Source organism: Flavobacterium pectinovorum, from assembly GCF_022802975.1.
GTDB lineage: Bacteria > Bacteroidota > Bacteroidia > Flavobacteriales > Flavobacteriaceae > Flavobacterium > Flavobacterium pectinovorum_B.
On record NZ_JAFEVZ010000003.1, the window covers coordinates 286,469 to 304,314 of the forward strand.

Sequence of the window (17,846 nt, forward strand, 5' to 3'; positions counted from 1 at the left end):
GGAACCATTCTCAACAAAAAACCAGATGTTTCTGCTTCAAATCAATAATTGAACTTCGTTTAGTAATTCACCCCTCAACTTTGTACCTTTGCCCCTCACAAACTTTGGAACTTAAAAAAATGATCGAAGATAAAAATCCGCAACGTACCAGTATAGCGCAATTAGGTGAATTTGGCCTTATTGAGCATTTAACCAAAAATTTTGATGTAAAGCAAGAGTCTACCTTAAAAAGCATTGGCGATGATGCTGCAGTTCTTGATTTTAAGGATAAAAAAGTAGTCATTTCAACCGATTTACTGATTGAAGGTGTACATTTTGATCTGGCTTACATGCCATTGAAACATTTAGGATACAAATCGGTAGTGGTAAATGTATCTGACATTTGCGCCATGAATGCCAAACCAACGCAAATAACGGTTTCTGTAGCCGTTTCTAACCGTTTTCCACTGGAAGCCCTAGAAGAGTTATTTGAAGGAATTACACACGCTGCAAATGAGTATAAAGTAGATGTTATTGGTGGAGACACCACCTCATCTCAAAAAGGCTTAATCATCAGCATCACGGCAATTGGTGAAGCGGATGCAGATGAAATCGTGTACAGAAACGGAGCAAAACAAACTGATTTACTGGTTGTAACCGGAGATATTGGTGCCGCTTACATGGGATTGCAGGTTTTGGAACGCGAAAAACAGGTGTTTCAGGTAAACCCAAATAATCAGCCTGATTTGGATCTTTACACCTATTTAATTGAACGTCAGCTAAAACCTGAAGCCAGAAAAGATGTCCGTACCTTATTGCATGCGCTTGAAATAAAACCAACTTCGATGATCGATATTTCAGACGGATTATCCTCTGAGATTATTCATTTATGCAAACAGTCAAAAGTGGGTTGTAATCTATATGAAGATAAATTGCCGTTGGATCCTCAGTTTATTTCGACCTGCGAAGAGTTTAATATTGACAGCACAACGGTTGCCATTAACGGCGGAGAAGATTATGAGCTGTTATTTACAATTGACATTAATGACTTCGATAAAATAAAAGGAAATCCAAACTTTTCTATAATTGGACATATGGCCGATGAAAGTGAAGGAATCCATTTAGTAACCCGGGCCAATACTAAAATAGCCTTAAAAGCAAGAGGCTGGGATGCCCTGAGTGAAGAAATTTAAAAAAACCAAATAAAAAATTCCAAATTCCAATAACATCTCATTGGAATTTGGAATTTTTTATTTTTGGAATTTATTTTTAAAAAAGGTTTTTGCTTTTCGCTTCCTTTACCAGGTCTTCATCTGAGCCTGTTTTTATTTTAAGCAGTTCTTTAAGGCTTTTTTTTCGTCTTCCAATTGCATTTATCGAAATTGGAATATAGTGTGGCATTTCTTCCTCAGAAGTTCCTTTAGACAAATGAAATAAAATCTGCTTGTCGAATTCATCAATTTCAATTGAATTATGAGGAGACTGATTCAGCATTTTCTGAACTGACTGACTGTAGTATTTATCACTTTTCATTACTTTATCAAAAGCAAAAAGCAATTCATCAAATGTCAGATCATTTTTAATAATCAACCCGTTTGGCTGTATGGTTCGGATAATGGTTTTAATTTTCAGCAATTCGGTGTACATCGTCAGCAAGATAATTTTGCAGTGAGGCATATATTCCAAAAGTAGTTTTGCTATATCTTCTCCTGAAAAAATTTCTTTTTCATCATAAGCAGGCATACTAATGTCTAAAAAAGCAATATCAAAAGCTGCGGTTTCAGGATCTGTAATAATTTCATAGGCAGATTTACAATCTTTAGCCTGAGAAATCAAAAACTCATGGCTATCAGGATTATAACGTGTTATAGCATTTTTATAACCTTCAATAATAAACGGATGGTCGTCTACAATTAATATTTTGCTTGTTTGTTTAAGCGATGGTGGTAAATCAGCTTTCATTATTAATTTTATTTATTTTTTGATCTATCGGTATCTTTACTAAAATAGTAGTTCCTTCATCCCTTGCCGAATTTATTTCGACACTCCCGTTACATTCTGCGGTTCTGTAAACAATATTTTGCAACCCAATCCCTTTTTTTGTTTTATGAGTATTAAATCCTATTCCGTCGTCAGATATTAATAAAACTAAATAATTAATCTCACTTTTAAACACAATCTTAATTGTTTCTGCCTGAGCATATTTATTACCATTCTGAAGGGCTTCCTGAATAATCCTGTACAGATTAATTTTTACCACATTGCTTACCAAATCCCATTTGATATTAGAATCAATATTATAAATCAATTTTGTATTGAATGTATTGGTTTGATTTAGAAATAGCTTTTCTAAAATCGCAACAAAATTATTAATCAATCCGGATTTTTCTTTGTTCAAATCATGCGAAATTTCCCGAATATCCTGTTCAATCTCTTTCAATTCAAGCAGGTATTTTTTTCTTTTATCATTAGCAGTTTCTTCGTCCAGCTTATCAAGACTGTCTAAACTGATTCTTACTCCAAACATTCTGCCTAAAACGCCATCGTGGAGTTCCTGAGCAACTTTTTTCTTTTCTCTGATTCGCATTGTTTCTATTGCATTTTGCTGCGAAATCATCAAATTATAAATATCCTCGTTTGCAATTTGCTGTTGTTGTCTAAAAAGCAATTCTCTGTTCCTTGCCTGCTGCGTTTTATAAATATAAAAAAACAAAGCTATCAGTAAAAAGAAACTAAAAACGTAAACCAAAGTTCTGTTCTGTATTTCTAAACTCGAATTTTCGTTTTTTATTTCATTGGTTTCATATTCTATTCGGGTAAATTTATCTCCCATTTTACGTTCAGCCTTTTGCAAACTGTCGTTGATGCGAATATAATCTTCTGAAAATTTTGAAGCTTTTTTTGGATGAATTAAAGACAATTGCTTTAAAGCGACCAGTACATTACGAAAGTTTTTGGTACGTTTTGAAACCAAAAGTGCCTGATTTGAATAATGCAAAGCTTTTGCAGTATCTTTTACCGAAGCATAATATTCAGACAAATGCATTTTACTGGCCGTTATTCCGGCTGTTAATTGCAGACTGTCCCTTATTTTAAGTGCCTTGTAAAATAAATTTGGAAGCTGTTTTGTTTCATTCAGTTTAAATTGTGAGTAGGCCAAATTATCCAATAAAATAGCATACAACTCAGGTTTTTGATTAAACAGGTTTTTCTGCTTCAATCCTTCCTGAAAATAATAATTGGCTTTTTTGTAATCATCAAGATTCTGATATACAAATCCTATATTATTTAATGAAGTTGCTTTTGACTGGAACTCGACAGGAATAATTTTATCATCTATGCTTGCAATGGCCTTATTATGAAATTCAATAGCTTTGTCATACTCCCCCAATTCATTATATAAAATGCCCAGCAGGTTATAAGCTTCGTATAAAATATCGTTATTGTTTTTTCCTTTAATAACTCTTAGAGCATTAAAAATAGCTTTTTCACTACCATAAAAATCACCTTCGTTATACTGCAACAATGCTTTACTAAGTCTGGTTTTTGCTAAATTATAAAAATCATTGTTTGCTAAATATAATTTTTCAGCCTTATAATAAAAAGCAAAGGCACTGTCTGAAGAAGTTTGAGAACTGTAATAATCTCCCAAATAAATATAAGCTTTAGACATTGAAACCGAATCCTTTGCATTTTGGGCTTTTTCTAAAACAATTTTAACCGTTTTATTATAATTATTCCAATCTCTCATATTAAAATAACGGTTGGCTACTTTAAAAAGATTGACCCTTTTGATCGAATCATCGGGCTGGCTCATAATTACTTCAAAAGCTTTTTGATTGTATTTTTGTTTTATCTCTACCGGCAATTTGTATTCGTTAGCCAGTGACAAGTACAAATCCAGGCTATCTCTCGATTTATCGGATATACGAGTGCCTTCATTTTGCTTTGTACAACCAATGAAAAATATAAGTAATATCAGGTAGTTTTTTTTCAATTTTGTCTTAAAAGTTTACTCAAAAGTACAAAACTATACATTAGACATAAAGAAAAAGACCGTCTAATTAGACGGTCTTTTCTATATTAAAATGGATTACAGCTAATTAATCCACTTTTCTGCTTTGTCCTGCTGACTGATTCCCGTCAATGCTTACTTTTTGATTTGATAAATCAGAACCCATCATGTCTACTTTTCTGCTTTGTCCTGCTGACTGATTTCCATCAATACCAATTGTTGTATTGTTTATTAAAGTATCATTTGTATTTGCTGTAGTATTAAAAGAAGTTAATACCATTACTAATGAGAATAATCCTGTTGTTAAAGCTAATTTTTTCATGATTGTTGGGTTTTATATTGTTATACTTTTTTACTTTTTTTGATTCCGTTTCGTTCGGAATTCTTTTGTAAAACTAAACAGTTAACCGCAACAATTGCTTTAAAAAAAGGCGTTTATGGTCAATGCTACCCATTCATGAGTGAATGAGTATCAAATCAGGGCAGATGGTTTATTTTAAGTTTCTATATAATTTTCATTGGCAAATTCACTAATTATAAAATCAACATTTGCTTTATAAGACTTGGAAAACGGGAGCTTTATTGTCGTTTTTTTAATATAACATAAAGAGTTACCTGTATGTATCCTCGAAATATAATTTCGATTTACAATATAACTGTTATGTATTCTTATAAATGGATTTGACAAAACGGTTTCAAAATGTTTCAGCGTTTTAAAAGCGGTAATCATCTCCCCGTTTTTCAGATGTATATCGGTCGAATTATTGTCGGCCTGAAAATAACATATTTCACTAGAATCGATGTAACGGTGATCTCCGTAAGATTTAACACATAAAATAAAGGATTTTCGATTTTTATTGATTTGTATTTCCTCTGAATTTAATTTTTCTTTATGTTTTAAATTTTGAACTAAAAGCACCTCATCCTCGTTACTTGCTTTATTTAATTTATGAATCAATTTTAAAAAATCTATTGAATCCAAAGGTTTAAGAAAATAGTCGCTTACCTCATACTGAATACAATCAAACGCAAGATCTTTGCTTTTTGTTGTTATAATAATTTTGGGCAACTCTTTCAAATACATCAACAATCCATTAATTAAATTCAAAGAAAGACCACTGTTCTTATCTTTGGGATCAATTTCTAAAAAAATCAAATTCGGAATGTGTTTTAAAACCAAATTTAATCCGTCGCTATAATTATCCGCAGAGGCTATAAAATTCAGCTCTGAAAACTCCTTTGCAATTGTTCGTATTCTTTCAACAGATTGCGGATCATCATCTAAAATAATGTAGGTATAATTCATTTTTGTGATTAATTTTTGGGGTTAATCTATTAATTTTGAGGTATTTTCTTTAAAAAACATCTAAAGTTATAAAAAATATTGTAATACATAACTTTCATAATCAAAAAACAGTTCAACAGAAAACATAAAAAAAACCCAAATTCAAAAAAGAATTTGGGTTTTAATATTCTGAAAATTAATATTTTACATTTTCATCAACCAGTTTTTCATTGAAACTTCGTTTTCGATAATTGATTTTAAATCGGCTATAGCAACGCGATCCTGTTTCATAGTATCTCTATGACGAATTGTTACTGTCTGATCTTCGATAGTCTGATGATCTACCGTAATACAAAATGGAGTACCAAGGGCATCCTGTCTTCTGTAACGACGTCCTACAGCATCTTTTTCATCATAAGCAACATTGAAATCCCATTTTAAATCTTCGATGATTTTTTTAGAGATATCCGGCAATCCGTCTTTTTTAACCAATGGTAACACGGCAGCTTTTGTTGGCGCTAAAACAGCCGGCAATTTCAGCACTGTTCTTGATGATCCGTCTTCTAAAACCTCTTCCTGCAACGATGTTGCAAAAACAGCCAAAAACATACGATCCAACCCTACAGAGGTCTCTACAACATACGGAACATAATTTTCATTCAGTTCTGGATCAAAATATTGTAATTTTCTACCCGAATATTGCTCGTGTGCTTTTAAGTCAAAATCAGTACGAGAGTGAATCCCTTCTAATTCTTTAAATCCGAATGGGAAGTTAAATTCGATATCTGCAGCAGCATTTGCATAGTGTGCTAATTTTTCATGATCGTGAAAACGGTAATTTTCTTTTCCTAAACCTAAAGACAAATGCCAGTTTAAACGAGTTTGTTTCCAGTGTTCGTACCATTGCATTTCTTCACCCGGACGTACAAAAAACTGCATTTCCATTTGTTCGAATTCACGCATACGGAAAATGAATTGTCTTGCCACAATTTCATTTCTAAATGCTTTTCCGGTTTGAGCAATTCCAAAAGGAACTTTCATACGCCCTGATTTCTGAACATTTAAAAAGTTTACAAAAATACCCTGAGCTGTTTCCGGACGTAAATACAAGTCCATTGCAGAATCTGCAGAAGCACCCAGTTTTGTCCCGAACATCAAATTAAACTGCTTAACATCTGTCCAGTTTCTTGAACCGGTTTCAGGATCGGCAATTTCTAATTCTTCAATTAAGGCTTTTACATCCTGAAGGTCTTCACTCATTCCTTTTGCAAGTCTTTCCAGAATTTCTTTTTTCTTAGAAAGATATTCTACAACGCGGGCATTGGTAGTAATGAATTCTTCTTCATTGAAAGCATCACCAAAACGGGTTCTTGCTTTTTCAATTTCTTTTTGAGCCTTTTGATTTAACTTTTCAGCATAATCTTCAACTAAAGTATCTGCTCTGTATCTTTTTTTAGAATCTTTATTATCAATTAACGGATCATTAAAAGCATCAACGTGGCCTGAAGCTTTCCAGGTTGTTGGGTGCATTAATATTGCAGCATCTAATCCTACAATATTCTCATTCATCTGAACCATTGATTTCCACCAATATTCACGGATATTCTTTTTTAACTCGACACCATTTTGTGCATAATCATACACTGCACTCAGTCCGTCGTATACTTCGCTTGACGGAAAAATAAATCCGTACTCTTTTGCGTGCGAAACCACATTCTTAAATATATCTTCTTGTTTTGCCATAGTGGTGCAAAAATATAAAAAGTGAATTTAAAAAAAAGAAAAATAGTTGAAGATTGCCCCTTGATTATTAAAATTTTAGAAATAAATCTCCCAAATTCCTATTTCAGAATAGAAAATGATATTTTTTTCTATAAATCAAAACCGCAAATACCTCTATTTTCTATATGAGCTTCTATTTCTTAATCAGCTTAAAAGTTTCTGATTTACCTTGATAGTTAATAATGAGGATATAGAAGCCTGCCGGTAACCCTAAAACTTCTATTGTTTTATCATTGGAAATTCCATTACGCAATTTTTGAGATTGCGCATTAAATATTTCATAAGTGAAATTAGAGAATGGATAATTAAAAACCTCAACTGTATTTTCTGCCGGATTAGGTGAAATATAAGGCAGGTCTTTTGGTGCTATACTGACCCTTTTCTTTTGATCTGCATTACATGCTTTTTTAATAAAGCTTTCCAGTTCTTTGTTATAATATTTTTTTTCATAACCCAAACTCCTTGCTTTTTGAAAATAATCACAGGCTTTTTGAGATTGTCCTAAATCGTCATAAATTATTCCAAGATATTTATTTGCTACAGAGTTTTTATCATTAATTTTCAAAGCTTCATTTAAATCTGCAATTCCTAAGTCGGTTTTCCCTAATTTATGATACGCAAGCCCTCTTATGGTTCGCAGGTCACTTTCTGCAGTTCCATAACCATTTTCATACAGATTCGCTTCGTTTTGAAAAGCAATATTAATATTTTCTACTACTTTATCATATTGTTCCAATTCTAAATATGTATAACCCAAAACCCAGTGTGCAAAATTATGATTTGGAAATCTGCGCTCCACTTCGTTCAAATAATAAATTGCCAATCTGTAATCCTGGGCTTCTGTAGCCAGATAAGCACCCAGATTAAAATAATGTCTTGTTTCTTCCGGATCAGTCTGAATTGCCTTTAATTTATAATCAACACTAAGATTATCATTCTCAAATCTGCCATAAATAGTAGAAAGCCTGCTGTAAATTTCAGCTAAATCCTGATTTAATCTGGGGAATTTTGTTAGCGCACCCGGACTTGCTTTAATATTTTCTAACTGCGATTTAAATCCTAAAAAATCAAATTCTGCCAGCACATTGTCCTCAAGATATATCCGGCTTGCTGCCCTGCCATAACGCAATCCATAATTATCAGGATCCGCTTTTAACAATTCGTTGTTCTTGGTAATTATAGCATAGTTTTCTTCGACTTTCGCTTTATTTTTAAGATTGTCCTCTTTAAAAAAATCAGTTCTTTTTATCAAAACCCCCTTTTTAAACAGCCAGGTCGTTTTTAACTTTCCTTCGCTCGAAAACTTTTGGCAAAGACCATTTATCAAATTATTTTTATCAAAATAAAATCTTTCGTCCAGTCCTCCAACAATATGATAGGTTTTAATACTATCGAGCATTTGGTCTTCTCCCATATAAAATTCTCTTGCTACGAGTCCGTTTTTAAAAAACGTTTTACTTACAATTCCACTCTTTTGAGCTGTAATTTGATTTTCAAAAACTAAAAAAATAATTAATGCTAAAATTATACTGGTACCTTGTCTGCTATTTTTCATCTAAAGAAGATTGATTCAATGTTTTGGTTTTTTTTGTAAAATTATTTTGATTAAATTTAACATTTTGATTATATTTATTCAAAAGGCAATAGTATTTTATCTCCATCATGAGGCTCTCTTAAAAGACATTATTCCTTTTTTTAAAACTAAATAATTCAACTGTGCTTAATTATCTTATCGATCTCTTTTTCCCTAAAGTTTGTGCTGGCTGCCATTCGCTTTTGATGACCAATGAAACCGTTTTATGCACCAATTGCCGTCATGAAATACCTCTTACCCAATATCATTTGGATGATAAAAATGAAGCGGTTAAGAAATTTTACGGAAAAATTGAAATTGAACATGCATCGGCCTTTTTGTATTTCAACAAAAAAGGAATCGTTCAGGAACTTATTCATAATTTGAAATACAAAGGCTATGAAGAGATTGGAACCGTTTTGGGAGACTGGTATGTTGAAGATTTAAAAAACATCAAACTCAAAACGCCTTTTGATGTTGTAGTTCCTGTTCCGTTACACCAAAAAAAGTTTAAGGAACGCGGCTATAATCAGGTAACTACTTTTGGGAATGCTTTAGCCAAAGGATTAAATATTGATTACGATACTGCTGTTTTGTACCGGAAGAAATATTCTAAAACACAATCCAAAAAAAATCTTTTAAGCAGATCAGAAGGAATAGAAAATGTATTTGATGTACATTTTTCAGAAAAAAATCACAACAAACATTTTTTACTTATTGACGATGTTCTTACCACAGGCGCAACACTTGAAGCCTGCTCCCGTTCCTTACTTAAAATTCCGGGAGCCAAAATCAGTATTGTTTGTATGGCAATGGCGCATTCGTAATTTTAGTTTACAAGTATCTTTTTAACGATTCTTTGATCACCATTTGTTATCGTTACAAAATACAATCCCGGTGTTGTGTTTTGCATTTGAATATTCTGATAAAAATAAGGGGATTTATCAAACGTTTTGTTATAAACTTTTTCTCCTAAAACATTATGCACTGTTACTTCTACAACTTTAGTTGAATCGCAATCGAACTGAACTGTAAAATTTCCTTTATTCGGGTTAGGATGCAGCACAAAATCTATTTTTTCAAATTCAGAATTATCAAGTGTAAATGTTTTAGTGCAAATATTTACTGATGCCGAATTTATAGTACCAAAACGTCCTGAAACGGCATCACGAACTTTAAACGTCCATGTTCCCTGAGGATTCTGTCCATTAAAAACACTTAATGATTCAACCGGCAAAACTAGCTGAGTTGTTGTTTTAGAACAATCAAGAGCAACTCCCGAATCATCGTATCCAAGTATTAGATTTGAATTAGCAGCACTACACTCTTTATCAAATAATTTCACAATTGTTCCCTGCGGATTTACTATTTGAATTTCTAAATCTGAAAACCTTTCATGTGTTACGTTTATTAACACATTTACATCAGAAACTATTGCTGTTGAAGCAGGAACAGTTATCGTTTTTGATGTAAAATCTGATCCAAAAGGAATGCTAAAAGAAGCATTTGCAAAACTATAAGAAGTACAGCTTGTTGCTGATGTGTATCCTATAGCAAAAGGATTTGCATTTAAAGCATAATAAATATTAGCTATTGGCTCAATTAAAATCCTGCAATTTGTAGCAGTAATATCTGAAGGCACTGTAATAGTCTCTGAACCATCATTTGGCGTGTTAGATACCAGCGTTATTGGAAAAGTCAAACCTCCATCTACAGATAATTTAATATTTACATTCGTCGAACCTGCCAATGTATTCGTATTATTTACATTCCATGTTATAGGTTGAAAAGAGCCTTTTTGCCAGCCAATATCAGTTGTATTTTGTGAAGTTACTGCAAATGGCCCCACAGTAGGATTTACTGTAACAACCATATTATCTGTAAATGTCTGAGGAGTGTCTAAAGCCGAATTGTCTCTTCCGGTTAAGGAAAAATTTAAATTTCTTCCTACAGATGAAAGAGACTCCCAGGTTGTCGTTAATTTATTTTGCAGTACGTTATTCAAACTTGGCATATAACGAATAGCTGAGCTGGTTGGCGGCAGAGAACGAAACATTGGTCCGTCAGGTTTTGCAGGATAAGCAATACTTTTACTTCCGGTTGTTGCTGTTGTTGCGCTGTCATTTTGTTCCCAGCAATACGTAAGCGTATCGCCATCCGGATCAGACCCGGTTCCTGTTAAAATAAATGGGGTGTTAAACGGAATGATATAATCTAAACCTGCGCTTATAACCGGAGGGTTATTATTAACTACAGGCGTACTTACCGGACATGTTTTATTGGCAAGGTTGCTCTGAATTTGCAATATACTCGCATAAGCAAAGTAATCATCCGAATTATTTTGAACGTTATAATTTGTCAATCCTGCATACCCCATAATAGTAGAACCGCTTCCGGGTTCTACATTTGTTCCGGCTGATTCTAATGTATGAGAATAAGTATGGGTAGCTCCTAACTGATGCCCCATTTCGTGAGCTACATAATCAATATCAAAAGTATCTCCCTGAGGAATACCATCAGACGGTGAAGTAAAAGCACTTCCTTTTGCTGCCTCATCTGTGGCTGAAACAGGATTATCACATACACAACCTATACAGCCTGCATCTCCTCCTCCTCCGGAACCTCCAAATAAGTGTCCAATATCATATCCACTGTTTCCAATAACGGTTGTCAAAGTTTGCTGAACTTCTAAATTCCATGCTCCATTAGCACCTTGTTGTGCATTAGAATAAGGATCCGTTGAATTAATAAAAATAACATCTTCATTATTAGCTATTATAACCAATTTTACAGCCAAATCTCTATTAAACAAACCATTAACCCTTGTCATCGTGGCATTCATCCCTTCTAATGCCCCAGCTTTTGTTCCTCCAAAAAAAGCAGCATACTCCCATGTACATGACAATGCCAACCGAAGTGTTTTGAAGGTTTTGGTATTAGATGTTGTTTTTGCTGTTTTACCTGTAGTTTTTTGAGCATTATCATCTTTTGTTTTACAAATCAACGATTTTGAAGTGTCTTTGTTTTTTGATGTAAACAACACATACTCTGATTTATTTTCCGGATTTTGTTCTATAAACTCAGATGCTTTGTCTGAACGGAGTACCATTGTCTGAACTCCAATTGGCGCAACGCTAAAATGTATTTTTGCAGTTTTATCATCCAGACCGGTTCCTTCATACGCTCTGATTTCGGGATATTTTGCCTGTAATTCCGGTTCAAAATTAGAAGATTCCCAAACCATAAACCGTTCTAAAACGCCCTCAGCATTTGGAATGGTAATTTCAGACGTTGCAATTTTTGAGGTTTTACCCGAAGCTGTAACCTTCTGAATTAAAAGATTTTTATTTAGTTTATAATATAACTTATCCTGGTCTTGGTTACTCCCTGTTTTTTTTGCTGAAACCGAATTCACTTTCTCCCAAAGAACATTTGTCTGAGCATGAGCTGCAATGCAACAAAAAATAAAAAGCAGAATAAGTAGTTGTTTTTTCATAATCTAGAGGTTATTTAGAATCAAAATTAAAGTAATTAAGTTAAATTCTTCTCTATTATCGACAGATATTTGTTTTACACCGACGAATTACTCCTTTTTCACAAAAACTAAACAAATCAAATTAAAAAATCAATTCAGGTTACTATCAGATTTCAAATAGATAGTATAAATTTGCAGCATCTTAAATAATTTGTTTTGAAGCTCTTTCATTCTATTAACGATTTCCACTCGACCAAGAAAACAATTTTAACTCTTGGCACTTTTGATGGCGTACATATTGGCCATAAAAAAATTCTGGAAAGAATCACTCAAAACACTGAAAACGGAAAATATGAAAGTCTGGTACTTACTTTTTTTCCACACCCCAGAATGGTGCTTCAGGAAAAATCAGAGATAAAACTTTTAAACACTATACCGGAAAAATCTAAACTTCTGGAAGCAACCGGCATTGAAAACCTTGTCATTCATCCGTTTAACGAAAGCTTTTCAAGATTAACCGCTGAAGAATTTGTACATACTATTTTAGTCGATCAGTTTCATATTCATAAAATAATTATTGGTCACGATCATCGTTTTGGAAGAAACAGAACGGCCAATATTGATAATTTAATTGCTTTTGGAGCTGAATATGGTTTTGAGGTTGAGCAAATTTCGGCTCAGGAAATCCAGGATGTTTCAGTAAGTTCAACCAAAATCAGGAAAGCGCTGCAGGATGGCAATATGGCTTTGGCCAATGAATATCTGGGTTATAACTATTTTTTAACCGGCGAAGTGGTAAAAGGAAAACAATTAGGGAGAACGATAGGTTTTCCTACTGCCAATATACAGATTGAGGAAGATTACAAACTGATCCCGAAAAACGGTGTTTATGTTGTAAAGACTTTTGTCGGTCAAAAAGAACTTTTCGGAATGATGAATATCGGCTTTAACCCAACTGTAAACGGTCAACAGCAAACTATCGAAGTGAATCTTTTTGACTTCGAAGCTGATATTTACGGAGAAAAACTCGAAATTTCGTTATTAAAATACCTTCGCGAAGAACAAAAATTCAGCTCAGTTGATTTATTGAAAGAGCAATTAAATCTGGACAAAAAGGCTGCTCTGGAATTTGTGAGTCAATTGTAAAAAACTCAAAACCAATACTTTTCGTTATTTTTAAATCATCGTATTTATTTTTTTAGTAAATTTAATATACTTTACTGAATACCAAATATTTACTATTAACCTCTTTAAAAATAACCATCATGAAATTACCAAAAGAAATTGTCAACGGATCTCTAATATTCCTTGGCATCGGCATTTATTTTTTATTGATGAATGTATTAGGTTTAGCCGATTTGTTCTATTTACGAACTCTAAATGTATTTTTTATCTTTTACGGAGTTAACAGGACTATGCAAATGAACCTTCACGAAGGAGAAACTAATTTTGTATCCAACGCTGTTTCGGCAATGGCCACTTCTGTAGTCGGCGTATCTATGAGCGTTTTCGGATTATTGGTTTACAGTTACGCCAGAGGAGGTGATGCTTATGTTCAGTCATTATCAGAAACTTTTATGTTTGGAGGAAATCCTTCGGTCCCAACATATTGCATTTGTTTGTTGTTTGAAGGGCTTGCTTCTTCTGTTATTGTCACGCTAATGATGATGTTATATTGGAACAACAAATATATCGCTGATTAAATTTTCAGACAAAAAACATTATTTAAGCTCTCTAAAATCATAAAAAACTATAATTCTATGATTTTAGAGTGTTTCTTTTTTGAAAATAAATGCCAAATATTCATTTACAGCAATCAACATTGGTTGATTAGAACAATTTAACTACTTTTGAAGCATCAAAAACAATGTAGCAATGAGCATTAAAAAACACAACTGGACCAAAGACGAAATAATCGCCATATATAACAAACCTATAATGGATTTGCTTTACGAAGCAGCAACCATTCACAGACAAAATCATGATCCAAATGTAGTTCAGGTATCTACTTTATTATCAATTAAAACCGGAGGCTGTCCTGAAGATTGCGGTTATTGCCCACAGGCTGCACGTTACAACACAGGTGTTGAAGGAAATGATTTAATGAGTGTAAGTCAGGTAAAAGCTCAGGCTTTGCGTGCAAAATCAAGCGGATCATCCCGTGTTTGTATGGGAGCAGCCTGGAGAAACGTAAAAGACGGTGAAGAATTTGATCAGGTTTTAGAAATGGTTCGTACCATCAACAAACTGGATATGGAAGTTTGCTGTACTTTGGGTATGATTACCGAAAATCAGGCACAGCGTCTGGCTGAAGCCGGTTTGTATGCGTACAACCACAACTTAGATACTTCTGAGGATTATTATAAAGATGTTATTTCGACACGTGCTTTTGAAGACCGTTTAGAAACTATCGAAAATGTTCGTAAAACCAACGTTACGGTTTGCAGCGGCGGAATTATCGGAATGGGAGAAAGTATCGAAGACAGAGCCGGAATGCTGGTTGCACTTTCGACATTAAATCCACAACCGGAATCTGTGCCAATCAATGCTTTGGTAGCTGTTGAAGGAACTCCGATGGAAGATGAAAAACCGGTTGAGATCTGGGAAATGATTCGTATGGTAGCCACTACCAGAATCGTAATGCCGGATACTCAGGTACGTTTATCTGCCGGAAGAACCAATATGAGCCGTGAAGGACAAGCAATGTGCTTTTTTGCCGGTGCAAATTCTATTTTTGCAGGAGACAAATTGCTTACCACACCAAATCCTGATGTACACGAAGACATGAAAATGTTCGAAATGTTAGGATTGAATCCGCAAAAACCTTTTACAAAAGTATCACAGCCTAAAACGGTTGAAGCAGCAGATTCTCAATTTGCTCCGTTGGGTGAAAAACCAAAATGGTCAAGACCCGGACATACTATCGAAAGAAATCTTGAAGCTTCAGGAAAATTAAAAGTTTAAGTTTTTTCTCAACACATAAATAAAAAATGCTTTTGACTCATAATTTGTCAAAAGCATTTTTTTTTAATCATTTGAAATCGTTTCTTTTAACTTATCTCCTAGTTTTTCAAATTCTCTAACTGTATTTCCGGAACTTAATTCTTTGTCAACATACATTTTTAAACTGCCTTTTTTAAAAGTGACGCTATAGACAATTTCATCTGCATCCATTTTTTTCCAAATCAAAACTTCTCCTTTAGAAATCAGGTATTTTTCGTCCAGATGATCCATTAGTATTCTTTTTACTTTATCATTTTTATCGAAATCAAAAGAGGCTTTAAAACCATAAGATGAATCTGAATTCTGAACCGAAACTGATGAACTCGAACTTGTAGTTTTTGTTTCTGATTTCTTGATTTTTGGAGGATTTGGCACTGCCGGTCTGCTTTGGCAATTCGCTAAAAAACTAATAGCCGTAAAAATAAACACTATAATAATTTTCATAATCATCTGATTTAATTGTTAATCTTAAATTCAAAACCCAATCCTCTTACGCTCGAAATACTTATTGTTGAATCTTCTTTAAAATATTTCCGTAATCTGCTGATAAAAACATCCATACTTCTGCCTGAAAAGAAATCTTCGTTGCCCCAGATTTCTCTTAAAATTTCTTCTCTTTTAATGAGTTTATTTCGATTTGCATGTAAAAAAACAATCAATTGTGCTTCTTTTTCAGTAATCCGGTGTGTGATTGTCTCGTGTTTGAGTAAGTAGTTTTCATAATCAAAAATGTAACTACCAATTGTGAAATTCTGTTCTAAAACTTTTTCTTCAATTTTTTGAGAACGTTTTAAAATATTACCTATTCTTAGAATTAATTCTTCAACTTCAAAAGGCTTTACTATATAATCATCTGCACCCAATTTCAACCCTTTGATTTTGTCTTGCTGTAGTGATTTTGCAGTTAAAAAAACAAACGGAGTTTCCGGAAACTGGTCTACTATCTTTTCTGCTAAAGTAAAACCATCCATTTGCGGCATCATTACATCCAAAATGCAAATATCAGGTTTCGTAACGGGAAGAGATTCTAAAGCTTCTTTACCGTTCTTTTTCCAGGATACTTTAAATCCTGAAAACTCCAGATATTGTTTTAAAACTGAAGCATAATCAAAATCATCTTCTACTAATAAAATATGTTTCATCATAACGGAATTGATATTAAAAATAGAGCACCTTTATTTTCTTCACTGGTTACTTTTATGTCTCCACGATATGCTTCAACCAATTGTTTTACATAAAACAATCCCAAACCGAGACCTTTGGTATCATGAAGATTTCCTTTTTCTACTCTGTAAAACTTATCAAAAATAGTAACGTGTTCTTTTGGCGAAATTCCTTTCCCGTCATCTTTTATACTGAGTAAAAATGTATTATCCATGCAGTTCAATTCAATATTTATTTGCGTAGCACCATATTTCACGGCATTATCCAAAAGATTAATCAAAATTGTATGGAGATGAAAGCGGTCTATTTTTAAAGTGATCATTTCTTTGATCTGCTGGCATGAGATTAAAACCTCAGGGTTAGAAAATCTGAAATCTTCTATTATTTCTTTAATTTCGTTACAACCTATTTCGATGGAAGAATTTGTATCGGCGACAGGATTAACTGAAACATTCGCAACTTGCTGAAACAATTTCTGAAGCCTGCTGTTCTGTCTTTCCAATAACGATAAAGTCGTTTTATATTCTTCATTCGACATTTGATCTTCCTTTCGCTGTAATGTTTTTATTGCGATATCCATTGTTGCCAAAGGGGTTTGAAATTCATGTGTAATGTTGTTTACAAAATCTGTTTTTATATCTGCAATTCGTTTTTGGTTAATTAAATTTTTAATGGAGAGATAATACAGATACACTACAAAAAACATTAACACCACAGAAAACAATAACAACCCTGCCATTTGACCCAAAATCGTTTTTTGCCAGCTTGCAAAACTGTAATATTGTTCTGTTTTCAGCGATAGCGTATATTTACTCTTTACAGAACCCGGATTATCAGATTCTGATTCATTAGTATTTTGCCACTTTCCGGTCGAAGAAGAAATTTCATTAGTACTTTTTACTTTATTATCAAAAATCAACAGTTTGCCATTGTAAACCGAATCCGTTTTATTATTGTTTATAATGACCAGAGATGTTAAATAATCGCTGTAACCAATTTCAAAATCTCCCGGTTTTTTAGACTTCTCCATATACCTTTTCATAGCATCGGAAAGGGAATCCTGATTTTTTTGAATGAGCCTTACATATTCTTTTTTTGCTATTTTTTTATAAACATATCCTTCAGCCAGTTTACCGGTTTGCTCCATCCAGCTGTCTTTTATGGCATCAAACTCAGAATGGTCTTCCAGCTCGGTTATTTGCTTTCTAATTTTGGTATTTACTTCCCTTTCGGTCAATTTATAAGTATTGTATATAAAATAGCCCTGAATAGCCGCCAGAGCGATTACCGTAAAAACACATGCCCCGATTAAATACGCAATTTTCTTTTTGTTTTGCATCATATACACGATTAACTAAAACAAATTTACCTTAATAATTTATTTCGGCTTTCAATAAAAACCCGATTAACCCTTTATTAACCCAATCTGAAAATGAATTGTCATAAAGTACGCCCTATCAGTTTACAAATCCAGATACTAACTACTTTTTATCAAAACCCTTTAACCCTTCATTAACCCTCCATTAACCCAATACACGCATGAGGTTTCAGAGATTTGCATCAGACAAAA

Annotated in this window: 15 protein-coding genes; 5 read left to right on the plus strand and 10 right to left on the minus strand. The window is 33.4% G+C overall.

The window, feature by feature from the left end; genetic code table 11:
• The first annotated feature begins 119 nt into the window (after nt 1-119).
• The gene (gene thiL, locus FLV_RS06195; RefSeq protein ID WP_243231946.1) at nt 120-1,172 is read left to right on the plus strand and encodes a thiamine-phosphate kinase; all 1,053 of its coding nucleotides are present in this window, start codon (nt 120-122) and stop codon (nt 1,170-1,172) included.
• A gap of 76 nt (nt 1,173-1,248) precedes the next feature.
• Here thiL and FLV_RS06200 read toward each other — a convergent pair whose 3' ends face one another.
• The 6 genes from FLV_RS06200 to FLV_RS06225 all read right to left on the minus strand — a co-directional run bounded on the left by FLV_RS06200 (nt 1,249) and on the right by FLV_RS06225 (nt 8,616).
• The gene (locus FLV_RS06200) at nt 1,249-1,941 is read right to left on the minus strand and encodes a response regulator (RefSeq protein ID WP_243231948.1); all 693 of its coding nucleotides are present in this window, start codon (nt 1,939-1,941) and stop codon (nt 1,249-1,251) included.
• Complete coding sequence (locus FLV_RS06205; RefSeq protein ID WP_243231950.1) at nt 1,931-3,976, minus strand: ATP-binding protein; 2,046 nt, start codon at nt 3,974-3,976, stop codon at nt 1,931-1,933. Before FLV_RS06205 ends, FLV_RS06200 begins: the two co-directional genes overlap by 11 nt.
• A gap of 106 nt (nt 3,977-4,082) precedes the next feature.
• Nucleotides 4,083-4,316, minus strand: coding sequence for a hypothetical protein (locus FLV_RS06210; protein ID WP_243231952.1), 234 nt, complete (start codon nt 4,314-4,316; stop codon nt 4,083-4,085).
• A 174-nt stretch (nt 4,317-4,490) separates the two neighbouring features.
• Entirely contained in the window at nt 4,491-5,300 is an 810-nt protein-coding gene (locus tag FLV_RS06215) for a LytR/AlgR family response regulator transcription factor (protein ID WP_243231954.1), read from the minus strand.
• 183 nt (nt 5,301-5,483) lie between these two features.
• Nucleotides 5,484-7,022 carry a glycine--tRNA ligase gene (locus FLV_RS06220; protein ID WP_243231957.1) on the minus strand — a complete coding sequence of 513 codons (1,539 nt, stop codon included), beginning with the start codon at nt 7,020-7,022 and terminating at the stop codon, nt 5,484-5,486.
• Between the two features lie 172 nt (nt 7,023-7,194).
• Entirely contained in the window at nt 7,195-8,616 is a 1,422-nt protein-coding gene (locus tag FLV_RS06225) for a T9SS type A sorting domain-containing protein (RefSeq protein WP_243231958.1), read from the minus strand.
• A gap of 161 nt (nt 8,617-8,777) precedes the next feature.
• On the opposite strand from FLV_RS06225, the gene FLV_RS06230 reads away from it, so the two are divergent.
• Entirely contained in the window at nt 8,778-9,461 is a 684-nt protein-coding gene (locus FLV_RS06230) for a ComF family protein (protein WP_243231959.1), read from the plus strand.
• Between the two features lie 2 nt (nt 9,462-9,463).
• On the opposite strand, the gene FLV_RS06235 is transcribed toward FLV_RS06230, so the two are convergent.
• Nucleotides 9,464-12,130, minus strand: coding sequence for a reprolysin-like metallopeptidase (locus FLV_RS06235; RefSeq protein ID WP_243231960.1), 2,667 nt, complete (start codon nt 12,128-12,130; stop codon nt 9,464-9,466).
• A gap of 195 nt (nt 12,131-12,325) precedes the next feature.
• On the opposite strand from FLV_RS06235, the gene FLV_RS06240 reads away from it, so the two are divergent.
• The 3 genes from FLV_RS06240 to bioB all read left to right on the plus strand — a co-directional run bounded on the left by FLV_RS06240 (nt 12,326) and on the right by bioB (nt 15,073).
• Nucleotides 12,326-13,255, plus strand: a complete 930-nt coding sequence (locus tag FLV_RS06240) for a bifunctional riboflavin kinase/FAD synthetase (protein ID WP_243231961.1) — start codon at nt 12,326-12,328, stop codon at nt 13,253-13,255.
• 119 nt (nt 13,256-13,374) lie between these two features.
• Nucleotides 13,375-13,812, plus strand: coding sequence for a hypothetical protein (locus FLV_RS06245; RefSeq protein WP_243231962.1), 438 nt, complete (start codon nt 13,375-13,377; stop codon nt 13,810-13,812).
• Between the two features lie 172 nt (nt 13,813-13,984).
• Nucleotides 13,985-15,073 (plus strand): biotin synthase BioB, encoded by a 1,089-nt coding sequence (gene bioB / locus FLV_RS06250; protein WP_243231963.1) that lies wholly within the window; start codon nt 13,985-13,987, stop codon nt 15,071-15,073.
• Between the two features lie 63 nt (nt 15,074-15,136).
• Here bioB and FLV_RS06255 read toward each other — a convergent pair whose 3' ends face one another.
• The 3 genes from FLV_RS06255 to FLV_RS06265 are packed head-to-tail and all read right to left on the minus strand — an operon-like array spanning nt 15,137 to nt 17,618.
• On the minus strand, nt 15,137-15,556 hold the full coding sequence (locus FLV_RS06255; RefSeq protein WP_243231964.1) for a hypothetical protein: 420 nt from the start codon (nt 15,554-15,556) through the stop codon (nt 15,137-15,139).
• Nucleotides 15,557-15,567: 11 nt separating this feature from the next.
• Nucleotides 15,568-16,254 (minus strand): response regulator transcription factor, encoded by a 687-nt coding sequence (locus FLV_RS06260; protein ID WP_243232235.1) that lies wholly within the window; start codon nt 16,252-16,254, stop codon nt 15,568-15,570.
• Entirely contained in the window at nt 16,254-17,618 is a 1,365-nt protein-coding gene (locus FLV_RS06265) for a sensor histidine kinase (protein WP_243231965.1), read from the minus strand. Before FLV_RS06265 ends, FLV_RS06260 begins: the two co-directional genes overlap by 1 nt.
• Nucleotides 17,619-17,846 lie beyond the last annotated feature (228 nt).